The 12,076-nt window shown below is 50.4% G+C and carries 11 protein-coding genes; all 11 read left to right on the top strand.

Annotated elements, in window-relative coordinates; all coding sequences use genetic code 11:
* Nucleotides 1-40: 40 nt before the first annotated feature.
* The 11 genes from BMW93_RS09125 to BMW93_RS09075 all read left to right on the top strand — a co-directional run bounded on the left by BMW93_RS09125 (nt 41) and on the right by BMW93_RS09075 (nt 12,046).
* A complete protein-coding gene (locus BMW93_RS09125; RefSeq protein ID WP_090374902.1) occupies nt 41-1,330 on the top strand; it encodes an aminopeptidase P family protein in 1,290 nt (429 codons plus the stop codon).
* A gap of 53 nt (nt 1,331-1,383) precedes the next feature.
* The gene (locus BMW93_RS09120; protein WP_090374901.1) at nt 1,384-1,782 is read left to right on the top strand and encodes a DUF5618 family protein; all 399 of its coding nucleotides are present in this window, start codon (nt 1,384-1,386) and stop codon (nt 1,780-1,782) included.
* Between the two features lie 245 nt (nt 1,783-2,027).
* Nucleotides 2,028-2,657: an MgtC/SapB family protein gene (locus BMW93_RS09115; RefSeq protein ID WP_090374900.1), complete on the top strand. Its 630-nt coding sequence runs from the start codon at nt 2,028-2,030 to the stop codon at nt 2,655-2,657.
* Between the two features lie 198 nt (nt 2,658-2,855).
* Nucleotides 2,856-3,704, top strand: coding sequence for an EboA domain-containing protein (locus BMW93_RS09110; RefSeq protein WP_090374899.1), 849 nt, complete (start codon nt 2,856-2,858; stop codon nt 3,702-3,704).
* 4 nt (nt 3,705-3,708) lie between these two features.
* Entirely contained in the window at nt 3,709-4,737 is a 1,029-nt protein-coding gene (locus BMW93_RS09105; protein WP_090374898.1) for a TatD family hydrolase, read from the top strand.
* A 1-nt stretch (nt 4,738) separates the two neighbouring features.
* Nucleotides 4,739-5,608: a UbiA-like protein EboC gene (gene eboC, locus BMW93_RS09100; RefSeq protein ID WP_090374897.1), complete on the top strand. Its 870-nt coding sequence runs from the start codon at nt 4,739-4,741 to the stop codon at nt 5,606-5,608.
* A gap of 207 nt (nt 5,609-5,815) precedes the next feature.
* Nucleotides 5,816-6,976, top strand: a complete 1,161-nt coding sequence (locus BMW93_RS09095; protein WP_090375087.1) for a 3-dehydroquinate synthase — start codon at nt 5,816-5,818, stop codon at nt 6,974-6,976.
* Nucleotides 6,973-8,175, top strand: a complete 1,203-nt coding sequence (gene eboE, locus BMW93_RS09090) for a metabolite traffic protein EboE (protein ID WP_090374896.1) — start codon at nt 6,973-6,975, stop codon at nt 8,173-8,175. Before BMW93_RS09095 ends, eboE begins: the two co-directional genes overlap by 4 nt.
* The gene (locus BMW93_RS09085; RefSeq protein ID WP_090374895.1) at nt 8,168-9,532 is read left to right on the top strand and encodes an alkaline phosphatase family protein; all 1,365 of its coding nucleotides are present in this window, start codon (nt 8,168-8,170) and stop codon (nt 9,530-9,532) included. The genes eboE and BMW93_RS09085 overlap by 8 nt, the downstream gene beginning before the upstream one ends.
* Before the next feature lie 63 nt (nt 9,533-9,595).
* Nucleotides 9,596-10,786, top strand: coding sequence for a sorbosone dehydrogenase family protein (locus BMW93_RS09080; protein WP_090374894.1), 1,191 nt, complete (start codon nt 9,596-9,598; stop codon nt 10,784-10,786).
* 3 nt (nt 10,787-10,789) lie between these two features.
* Nucleotides 10,790-12,046, top strand: a complete 1,257-nt coding sequence (locus tag BMW93_RS09075; RefSeq protein WP_255372344.1) for a saccharopine dehydrogenase family protein — start codon at nt 10,790-10,792, stop codon at nt 12,044-12,046.
* Nucleotides 12,047-12,076 lie beyond the last annotated feature (30 nt).

Below are 12,076 nucleotides of genomic sequence, written 5' to 3'. Positions count from 1 at the left end.
AATTTACAAATTAAATTACCTGATCCGAAAAAATACAGACATGCGATATTCCGCTATCGACCAAAAGCTATTTGTTGAAAACAGACGCCGTTTGACGACTTTATTGAAATCAAAATCGCTCGCCATTCTCAATGCCAACGATATTATGCCCACTAATGCGGACGGCACAATGGGTTTCAAACAAAACAGCGATCTGTTTTACCTCACCGGCGTCGACCAGGAGGAAACCATCCTGCTCATCTTTCCCGACCACCCCGATCCGAAGTTCCGCGAGGTGCTTTTTCTGCGCGAAACCAATGAAATCATTGCCGTTTGGGAAGGCGAAAAACTGACCAAGGAACAAGCCCGCGCAGCCACCGGCATTCAAAGCATTTACTGGACGCATCAATACGAAACCGTGTTCGGGAACATCGTTTTCGAAGCTGAAAATGTGTATTTGAATACCAACGAGCATACCCGTAACGACTCGTACGTGCAGTCGCGCGACGCGCGGTTCGTTGAGGATTTTAAACGACGTTACCCGCTGCATTCCCTTCTGCGCCTTGCCCCATTAATGCACCAGCTCCGAGCGGTTAAGCAACCGGAGGAAATCGCATTGCTGCAAAAGGCTTGCGACATTACGAAACAGGGTTTTGAGAGGGTGTTGAAATTTGTAAAACCCGGCGTACACGAGTTCGAAATCGAAGCCGAACTGCTCCACGAGTTCGTCCGTAACCGTTCAAAAGGTTTCTCCTACCAACCCATCATCGCGTCCGGCGCGAATGCGTGCGTGTTGCATTACATTCAGAACGATCAGGTTTGCAAAGACGGCGATATCCTGCTCCTCGACGTCGCTGCCGAATACGCCAACTACGGCGCCGACCTCACCCGCAGTATTCCCGTGAATGGCCGCTTCACCAAACGCCAGCGCGATGTGTACGATGCCGTACTCAGGGTTTTCAAAGCCGCCAAAGTCCTGCTGGTCCCAGGCAATATATGGGACGAATACCACCAGGAAATCGGCCGCATTATGGAAAGCGAACTCATCGGCCTGGGGCTGATCACGAAAGAAGACATCGAAAAACAGGACCCGGAATGGCCTGCTTACAAAAAATACTTCCCGCATGGCACCTCCCATTTCCTGGGCCTGGATATCCACGACGTAGGCAACAAATACCGCCGCTTCGAAGCCGGCATGGTTTTCACCTGCGAGCCGGGCATTTACATTCGGGAGGAAGGATTAGGCATTCGGTTGGAAAATGATATTCTGATTACCGAGAACGGTAATGTGGATTTGATGGCGCATATTCCGTTAGAGGCGGAGGCGATTGAGGAATGGATGAATGGGTAGAATTCCCATCTGTTTCGTAATTTTATCATTTCACTCAATCACATACACTTAATATGGCAAAACAAGAACTCTCCATTCAAGACTCAGTCGGTGAAGCGAAACGCTATCTCGACAATGCAAAAGAAATCCTGCGGGAGAAAGCGGGTAAGGAAGACGGCTATTATCAGGATGCCAAATATGTAAAAATGGCCGGGCATACTGCTTACACCGGTGTTTTGTTTGCATTAGATCGTTATTTGGGTAAGAAAACAAAGGGAAGGAAAGACGTGGATTGGTATAAACAGAATCTTTCAGGGCTTGACAAAAAGATACTGCACGCATTCCTTACCGCTCATCAGGTTTTGCACCTTGATATGGCTTATGACGGAGCGGGCAGCGCGGATTTGGCAAAACTTGGAATGCAGGAGGCTGAAAAACTAATTGACTGGGTTGAAACGCGAACTGCCGCTTGACTTGGATATTGTCGTTACATGCCTACGACATTGCTATTAATCGTACCTAGCACAGTTTCTACCAATATTACATCGCTAACCCGATTAGACATCTATCGGAAAAGTGCCGTCAGGCACGTAACATTGGTAGCAAAAACGACGAACCAGACAAATTACGAATCCAGTAGGGATGTAACATCACCACAACGGCAAGCCGGGAGATTCAACATCTCTCCGGCTTTATTTATGAATACAAATTACATTGAATGGACCTGCTTCCCGAAGACATTTACAAATTACTGATCTCCTTTACGCTGGGCGGAATAATCGGCGCTGAGCGGGAGTACCGAAGCAAATCGGCCGGGTTGCGGACGCTGATATTGATCGCGATGGGGTCGACGTTGTTTACGATCCTTTCCATTAAAATCAGCTCGGATGCGGGGCGGATCGCGGCTAATATCGTGACCGGTATCGGTTTTATTGGTGCGGGGATCATTTTCCGGGAAAATAACCGGGTGGTCGGGATTACGACGGCGGCGATCGTGTGGGTTACGGCAGCTGTGGGAATGGGCATCGGGGCCGGGTTTTATGAAGTGTCGATCATTTGTTTCGTGATTTCAGGCATGACGCTGGTGATTCTGGCGCCCGTACAGAAGTTTATCCGGCGGAAAAGCCAGATACGGAATTACCGCCTGATGTGCGTCTACCAGAAAAAGACCCTGAAAACCTACGAGAACCTTTTCAAGGAATACGACCTAAGAATCCTCCGTGGCGAACAGAGCCGCATCGGCACCCATATTACCGGTAGCTGGACATTACAGGGCTCCGAAAAAAAGCATGAAAAACTGACCCACCAGCTGCTCAACGACCCCGATATATTGGAATTTGACTTTTAACCATCAGTTACAATTGATATTAGTTTTTCATTAAAACTGATATGAATCATGGCCGAAAATGAGCCAAAAAGTGCCTTCGCTACGTTATAAATAGCCGACAGGAAACTTTATACAGGCAAACAGGCATTATAGCAATAACCCAAGTCCTCATTAGATTTACACGGTACAAACCGGTAAACGGGATCACAGACAACAGTTATGTCCGATATTATTAAACAAAAGATCTGGGAGATCATCGCTTCGAACACTTCGGCATCAGAGGCCGGGTGGTTACAGCAAAAAAGCTCCTCTGCGCCCATTGAGCTGATGACCGCCTTCGTGGCAGCCCCCAGGTTTCTATCTAAAAAACTCATCCAAACCTCCGACGCCGAAAAGGCCGCATTGAATCTTGAAATACCAGGTTTTTCGGTCGATGGATGGTCGCTCGTGAGGCTTAGCCGCGTGTGGCTGCTCACGCGACTCGACCCTTCGGATAAAGAAGATTATACCAAAAACATCGAAACGCTGTTCGATACGGCGGAAATGAATGAGCTGGTGGCGCTGTATTCGGCATTACCATTGCTTTCATATCCCGATCAATGGCTTTTCCGCGCCACGGATGCGGTTCGTTCGAATATGGGTTTTGTATTCGATGCGATTGCCTTGCATAACCCGTTCCCGGAGAAATATTTTAGCGAGCTGGCCTGGAACCAGTTGGTACTCAAAACGATATTCAACGACAAGCCCATCCATTTTATAGAAGGTCTGGAAAACCGTTCGAACGAGAAGCTGGCGGTGACGCTTTCCGACTTCGCGCATGAGCGCTGGGCGGCCGGACGCAGCGTACCCGCACAGGTTTGGCGGCTTACCGGAAAGTATCTGAATACAGCACTTCTGGCGGATATGCAGCATTTGTTTGACTCTGAAAAAGAAGAAGACCGCAAAGCAGCCGCATTGGCCTGTGGCGAAGCGACGCTGCCGGCTGCCAATTACCTTTTGGCAAAATATACCGATCTGGAAAAATCCGTAAAATCCGGCGCATTGACCTGGGCCGACCTCGAACATTGACATTATGTGTGCTAATCATACAGAAATAACCCCTAACCCTTCGCATTTCGAAGAAAGCGAAGAAGCCAACCAGGCCCCCGCACACCGCGACATCGCCTGGAACGATTATAAAGACCTCATCCAGGGAATGCGCTTTTTCGACCCGCATATCCACATGGTTTCCCGTACAACGGATGATTACCAGGCCATGAACCAGGCAGGTATCGTGGCGCTGATCGAACCTGCATTCTGGGTCGGGCAGCCTCGGACGGGGTTATCCACATTCAAAGATTATTACAGCAGCCTGGTAGGCTGGGAACGCTTCCGCTCCTCGCAGTTTGGTATAAAACACTACTGCACGATGGGCCTCAACTCCCGCGAAGCGAACAACGAGCCGCTCGCGGAGCAGGTAATGGAGATTCTGCCGCTGTACATTTATAAAGAAGGCGTCGTAGGCGTCGGTGAAATCGGTTTCGATGATCAGACACCTGCCGAAGAAAAATACTACCGCCTCCAACTCGAACTCGCCAAAGAAGCGAAGCTACCGGTTCAAATCCACACCCCGCACCGCGACAAAAAGAAAGGCACCGAGCGCAGTATGGCCATCGCATTGGAACATGGCATCGACCCGTCGTGGGTAATTGTGGACCATAACAATGAAGAGACCGTGAAAAGCGTGCTCGATCAGGGCTTCTGGGCGGCATTTACCATTTATCCTTTTACCAAAATGGGCAACGAGCGCATGGTAAAAGTCGTGGAACAATACGGCCCTGAGCGCATTATGATCAACTCCGCCGCCGACTGGGGCATTTCTGATCCGCTAGCGATCCCGAAAACGGCCGCATTAATGAAAATGCGGGGTATTTCGGACGAAACGATCCGCCTCGTGACTTATCAGAATGCGATCGACGCATTCGGTAAGAGCGGGCAAATCGACGTGACTGATTTCGAAGCGGGCTACGCGGTCGATCAGACGGAGAAATTCCATGGTAACAGCATTTTGAGAGGTGGCCAGCAACTTGCTCCGGTGAAGGACTTTTTAGTGATCAATTAAAGTGAGCAGCCTCAAACCCTATTTGCAGCTGACGCGCCCGGCCAACCTGGTTACCGCCATCGCGGACATCCTGGCCGGTATGGCGATCGCGCAATTTACCTTCTCGGATTTCTCACCCGCATTACTCGTGCTCTCCACGCTCGGCCTTTACGGTGGCGGTGTGGTAATGAACGACGTTTTCGATGCCAGGCTCGACGCCGTCGAACGTCCTGAGCGGCCTATTCCCAGTGGTAAAGTGCCGCTTGCGCAGGCTGCTACGATGGGCATTTCGCTATTGTTACTAGGCATTATCGCAGCGGGCGCATTCAGTTTACAGAGCGGAATGATCGCAGTTGTTATCGCTATGCTGACAGTTTTGTACAACCGTTTTGCCAAACATCACGTTTTCTTCGGCCCGCTGGTCATGGGCATGTGCCGGGGCGGCAACCTGATCCTCGGGATGAGCGTATTGCCGGAATCGTTTCAACAATGGGCTTTCATCGCCATTTTCCCGATCATGTACATCGGCGCGATCACGCTCATCAGCCAGGATGAAGTGCATGGCGGGAAGAAACGTACATTATACATCGCCGCATTTCTGTACCTGGCAGTTCTCGCCGCACAGCTGACGATCGCGCAGGGAAAGGGTAATCTTTTGTTCACCGTTCCATTTGTATTGCTGCATGCATGGTTTATTTTCCGTCCGCTTTGGAATGCAATGCAAAACCCTATCGGCCCGCTGATCGGTAAAGCGGTGAAAGCGGGGGTTATCTCTTTAATCGTGATGAATGCCTCGTGGTGCGCGGCATTTGGCTTGCTGCCTGTTGCTATCGCAGTGCTTGCATTGCTACCGCTTTCGATGTATTTGGCGAAGGCATTTGCGGTGACTTAGTAGAAGAATGAGAGCGGATGAGGAAGGGGCGGCCCGCGCAGAGAAGAAGGTGGCTTCGGGCTAATAAATAAAATGGAAGATGACGGGACGGGGAAAACCTGTTAATTTTAGTCTTTATATCAATGTTTTAAGTTGCGTTTGAACGGATCGTGTTTTCAAACGTTTTTATATTAAATACCCACTTTTGCTTGTTCAATGCCGAATTCAATGCAAACCATAAAACAACGTTTCCAGGTGGAATACAACTATGCCGTATTCTTCACCCAGCACCTTTTTGACACCCAGAACCCGTTACTGAAAGATTTTTTTCAAGAATATACCGAGCAGGGCTTTCAACGCAAAGCCCTGGTGATCGTGGACGAGGGGTTTGAACAGACACAGCCGGATTTGCAAACCAATATCCGCGCCTATTTCGCACAAAATGTGACGCATATCCAGCTCGCGCCAGAGATTATCGTGGTACCGGGCGGAGAAGCCTGCAAAAATGATCCGTCGCAATTCGATAAGCTCGTAGAAGCCGTCGATGTGTTCGGTATCGACCGCCATTCATTTGTGATAGGAATCGGCGGCGGCGCGGTACTCGACCTCGTGGGTTACGCGGCCGCGGTTTCGCACCGGGGTATCAAGCTCATCCGCATTCCGACGACCGTTCTGGCACAGAACGATTCCGGCGTGGGCGTGAAAAACAGCATTAATTTTCACGGTAAAAAGAACTTCCTCGGCACATTCGCGCCGCCGGTAGCTGTTTTCAACGACCTTACCTTCCTGCGCACGCTCGACGACCGTGACTGGCGCGGAGGCATTGCGGAAGCGGTGAAAGTGGCATTGATCAAAGACGCCGCTTTCTTCGAATGGATCGAAGAGCACGCAACGGCGCTTGCCAACCGTGACGAAGCCGCTATGGCCTACCTCATCCACCGCTGCGCCGAAATGCACACCGACCACATTGCCGGCGGCGACCCGTTTGAATTCGGCTCGTCGCGACCGTTGGATTTTGGTCACTGGGCAGCGCATAAGCTCGAATTCTTGACCGGCTTTCAGGTTCGTCACGGCGAGGCGGTAGCCATCGGCATTGCATTGGATTGTGTGTATGCCCACAAAATTGGTATGCTCGCGGAAAGCGACCTACACCGCATTATAGATGTATTGACCAAAGTCGGTTTTGAATTATACCATTCCAAACTGGCTGAAAACGATAAAATCAACCTCCGCAACGGCTTGCAGGAATTCCGCGAGCATTTAGGCGGCAGGCTGACCATCATGCTGTTGGAAAAGATTGGAAAAGGAGTGGAAGTGCATGAACTGGATGCCGACATTATCGCATTGTCGGTGGATTACCTCGAAAGTTCCAAAATTATCCCTGCATGATCACGCCTTACGGACACCTTACCTATTGCAGCAACATCCATCCCGGTGAAAAATGGGACGACCATTTCCGGTCGCTGCGCGAAAGCATTCCTTACATTCGCGAGCAACTCGCGCCCGGCAAACCGTTCGGTCTGGGGCTGCGCGTCGCGAACGAAGCGTCGATCGAGCTGAGCAAGCCGGAAGTACTCGCCGAGTTCAAAAACTGGCTTGACGAGCAGAATGTATATGTATTTGTGATTAATGGCTTCCCTTACGGAGGCTTTCACAACACGCGCGTGAAGGACGATGTGCACACGCCCGACTGGACTACCGTAGACCGACTTGCCTATACCAAACGCCTTTTCAATATCCTGGCTGCATTGCTGCCTGCCGATATGCACGGAGGTGTTTCCACGCCGCCTTTGTCATACAGACTTTGGTGGAAAACCGAAACGGACAAACAGCAGGCGACCGAAAAAGCAACCGACCATATCCTCGAACTGCTCGATGAACTGATCCGCATTGAAAAGGAAACGGGCAAGTTTCTGCATTTGGATATTGAACCCGAGCCGGACGGCATTCTCGACAATACCGAGGATTTCGTCACCTGGTATACCAATCTCCTGCTTCCGAAAGGCATTATCTATTTAATAGAAAAATACGGAATCGACGGAGACGCGGCACAAGCGCTCATTTTAAAGCATATTCAACTGTGCTACGACATTTGCCACGCTGCGGTAGGTTTTGAAAAACCGGAAGATATTCTCGATTCGTTGAACGAGCACGGCATTCAGGTCGGCCGCATTCAGGTGAGCTCGGCTTTAAAAGTGAATTATACGAGCGAGAAAGAGGTGAAGCGCAAAGCCATCGAAACTTTCGACGAGCCTGTGTACCTGCACCAGGTGGTGGCCCGCCACGACGACGGCCATTTCACGCATTACCCCGATCTGAAAGAAGCACTCACCGATTGGAACGAAACCCACGAAGAATGGCGCGTGCATTTCCACGTTCCGCTTTTTGTAAATACGTACGGCGTGCTGGATTCGACGCAAGGGGATATTGTTCAGACCCTCGCATTGCAAAAAGACGCCCCCTTTTCGGCATACCTCGAAGTTGAAACCTACACCTGGGGCGTACTGCCCGAGGATATGCAGAAGCCCATCGGCGAATCCATCGTGCGCGAACTCGAATGGGTGAAGAAAGTATTGAATTATGAATAAAACCGTAGTTATAGATATTGTAGGGCTGAGCGCCAACCTGATAGGCGAGCATACGCCGTTTCTCGATGCTTATGTCAAAAAACGGCACATTACGCCCATTAAACCTGTGCTTCCTGCTGTCACTACTACGTCACAAAGTACTTATGTGACGGGTAAATGGCCTGCTGAGAATGGTATCGTCGGAAATGGCTGGTACGACCGGGATGATTCCGAAGTGAAGTTCTGGAAACAGTCGAACAAGCTCGTGCAGGGTGATAAAATTTGGGATAATGCACGTAAAGCAGACCCGAATTTTACAGTTTCGAAGATGTTCTGGTGGTACAATATGTACTCCACCGCCGACTGGTCGGTAACGCCGCGTCCGCAATACCACGCGGATGGCGTAAAAGCCCCGGATTGCTATTCCTACCCACCCGAATTGCGCGACGAACTGCAAGCCGAACTCGGCCAGTTTCCTCTTTTTAATTTCTGGGGACCTAACGCGAATATCAAATCGACCCGCTGGATCGCGGATGCTTCGATGTCTGTTGAGAAAAAGCACAATCCTACGCTGACACTTATTTATCTGCCGCATCTGGATTATTGTTTACAGAAATTCGGTCCGGATTTTTCCAAAATAAGCAAGGAGCTGAATGAGATAGACGAGGTAGTAAAAGAGCTGATCCAGTTCTATGAAGCGCGGAATGCGAAAATCATTCTGCTTTCTGAATACGGCATCAATCCTGTCAGTAACCCGGTCCATATCAACCGCATTCTCCGCAATGAAGGCCTGATTTCCGTGCGCGTGGAGCGCTGGTATGAGCTGCTGGATGCGGGGGTTTCCAAAGCGTTCGCTGTTTCCGACCACCAGATCGCGCATGTTTACCTGAACGATCCTTCCGTCAAAGAGCGGGTCATGCAGGTTTTGAAAAAAACACCGGGCATCGATCTCGTGCTCGATAAAGAAGAACAGAAAGCCTACCACATCGATCACGAACGCTCGGGCGATATTGTGGTCGTGGCCAAACCGGATAGCTGGTTTACCTACTACTACTGGCTCGACGACGCCAAAGCACCGGATTACGCGCATTTGGTGGATATTCACCGCAAGCCGGGCTACGATCCGGTGGAGATGTTTATGGATCCCAAAAACCCGTTGATCAAACTGCGGGCAGGCTACAAATTAGCCCGCAAATTACTGGGTTTCAGATATTTGATGGACGTTATTCCGCTCGATGCCACATTGGTTAAAGGCTCTCACGGCGGCATTAACATTCCCAAAGAATACTACCCGATCATCGTCACCGACGAAGCCGCCGAAAAGTCCGAACTGGAAGCGGTGGACGTGTACGACGTAATCTGGAAACATCTGATTTAAAATCAATTCCAAAATTAATACGGCTTTCATGACGTTGTTGTAGAAACTTACTACTACGACCTCATGAAAGCTATAATTCGCCTGACGCTCATTCCGCTGGCATTCGCCTTAGCGCTATTCGCCTGCAAATCCGACGATCCCAAAGTCCCGGAAGATCCCGAGCTTCCGGAGGATACGATTGGTTCCAAAGATGTTTTCCCGGCATTGACATTCAGCCAGCCTGTCGATCTCATACAGGCGCCCGGCGATAGCAGCCAGTTTTTCGTCGTCGAGCAAGGGGGAATTATTAAGGTATTTTCAAATACTGAAAATGTTTCTTCCAGTTCTACATTTCTTGATATTAAAAGCAAAGTAAGAGCAGGCGGCGAGCGAGGGTTATTGGGTCTCGCATTTCATCCTGATTTTAAGACCAACGGCTATTTCTTCGTCAATTATACATCCGGCACACCCTTGAAAACGGTCATTGCCCGGTATAAAGCCACCAGCGCTACGCAGGCCGATCCGGGGAGCGAAGCTATTCTCCTTACATTCAACCAGCCTTACGACAACCACAACGGCGGCTCAATGCAATTCGGGAAAGACGGCTATCTCTACATCGCCACCGGCGACGGTGGCAGCGGCGGCGACCCGCAGAACAATGCACAGAATCTGAAAAGCCATTTGGGCAAAATCCTGCGCGTGGATGTGAACGGGACCGCAAAAGGGAATTACAGCATTCCTGCCGATAATCCTTACGCCACCGGAACGACCGGAAATTTGCCTGAAATCTACGCCTACGGCCTCCGCAACCCATGGCGTATCAGCTTCGATAAGGGAAGCGACAGGCTCTTCGCAGGTGATGTGGGCCAGGACGAGCGCGAAGAAATCGATATTATCACCAAAGGAGGCAACTACGGCTGGCGCATTAAGGAAGGTGTGGATTGCTTCAACCCGTCGTCCAATTGCAATGCTCAGGGCCTTATCGAACCTGTACACGATTACAGCCAGAGCAACGGCGACCGCTCCATTACCGGCGGTTATGTGTACCGCGGAACAGCTATTTCGGAACTGGCCGGCAAATACATTTACGGCGACTACGTCAGCGGGCGCATCTGGGCGCTCGAACTCGACGGTAATACCCGCAAAAGCAACACGTTGATCATGGAAGGTAAAGGCGCGATCTCGTCTTTCGGGCAGGATATCAAGGGTGAGGTGTATTATTTGAACTACGTTCAAGGCAAAGTGATGAAGGTCGTTAACGGAAATTTAAATTGAAAAATTAACCGGTCGTCCTATCTTTGCCGGAAATTTAAAACTATTAAAATGTCCAAGGTTCTTATCATTGGCGCAGGCGGTGTCGGTAGTGTTGTGGCACACAAATGCGCATTGAACAGCAATGTTTTCACCGAAATAATGCTCGCCAGCCGCACCAAGGCGAAATGTGATAAAATAGCAGCCGAAATCAAGGAAATGCACGGGGTTACCATCCATACCGCACAGGTGGATGCCGACATCGTGGCCGAAACGGTGTTGCTCATTAAACGTTTCCAGCCCAAAGTGCTTATCAACGTGGCACTGCCTTACCAGGATCTGACGATCATGGACGCTTGCCTCGAAACCGGCGTGCATTACCTCGATACCGCCAATTACGAACCGAAAGACGTTGCGAAATTCGAATACAGCTGGCAATGGGCTTACCAGGAACGCTTCAAGGAGGCTGGACTGATGGCCGTTCTCGGCTGCGGTTTTGACCCGGGCGCTACGCAGGTTTTCACCGCTTTCGCCGCCAAGCACCAGTTCGACGAAATGCATTACCTGGACATTATCGACTGTAATGCAGGCGATCACGGAAAAGCTTTTGCCACGAATTTTAACCCTGAAATCAACATCCGCGAGATCACCCAGCCGGGCCGCTATTGGGAAAACGGCGAATGGGTCGAAATCCCCGCGATGTCTATCCATAAACCGATCGATTACCCCGGTATTGGACCGAAAGAGAGCTACGTGTTGTACCACGAAGAACTCGAATCGCTCGTAAAGAATTTCCCTACCCTGAAACGTGCGCGTTTCTGGATGACTTTCGGCCAGGCGTACATCACGCACCTGAATGTGCTTGAAAATGTAGGTATGACGAGCATCAAGCCGATCAAATTCAACGGTATCGACATCGTTCCGCTTGAATTCCTGAAAGCGGTATTGCCAGCTCCCGATACTTTGGGCGAGAATTACTCAGGCCAGACCTCCATCGGCTGCCAGATCAAGGGTATCAAAGACGGTGAAGAGAAAACCTACTACGTGTGGAACAACTGCGACCACGCAGAATGCTACCGCGAAGTACGCGCGCAGGCGGTGAGCTACACGACAGGCGTTCCCGCCATGATCGGTGCCATGCTGATGCTGACGAATGAGGAATGGATGAAGCCGGGCGTATATAATGTAGAAGAACTGAATCCCGATCCTTTCATGGAGCTGCTGAACGTTCACGGCTTGCCGTGGCACGAAGCGGTGAACATCGAGCTTCCCCACGAATATTGATATGTATTGTCACGCTGAGCGCAGTCGAAG

The sequence above is a fragment of the Dyadobacter sp. SG02 genome (assembly GCF_900109045.1).
Classification (GTDB): Bacteria; Bacteroidota; Bacteroidia; order Cytophagales; family Spirosomataceae; genus Dyadobacter.
This window is presented reverse-complemented; position numbering and strand designations above follow the sequence as displayed.